The sequence below is a fragment of the Pseudomonas sp. GQ91 genome, from assembly GCF_059758795.1.
Window position 1 is genome coordinate 1 of the sequence record NZ_JCAXED010000070.1, and the last position, 329, is coordinate 329.

At 66.3% G+C, this 329-nt stretch carries 1 protein-coding gene; it reads right to left on the reverse strand.

What is annotated here, in order from left to right:
* The coding region (locus tag AC6CIA_RS26460) for an RHS repeat domain-containing protein (RefSeq protein ID WP_498316114.1) at positions 1–329 on the reverse strand (329 nt) is incomplete at both ends.

The following is a 329-nucleotide window of genomic DNA, read 5'->3' on the forward strand; positions in this document are numbered from 1 at the left end:
CCGTGCAGATCGGTGAAGGTGACGGCGGTGAGCTGGTCCAGCGCATCGTAAGTGTATTCGGTGCGGCCATCGTCGGTGACCTTGGCGATCAGCCGGCCCACGGCGTCGCGCTCCAGGCGGTGGACGATGGGCGCTGGCGGCGCTTCGGGAATGACGGCCAGGCCCGTGCCGTAGGGCGCGGGGAGCGCCGTCAGCGCCGCGACGTTGTCGAGTAAATCGTAGGCGTAGCGCTTGGCGCTGCCATCCAGATCCTGTTGTTCAGTCAGCCGATCGCCGGCATCCCAGGCGAACCGATAACGCTCGCCGTTTTCGTTGGTCAGCGTTTGCAG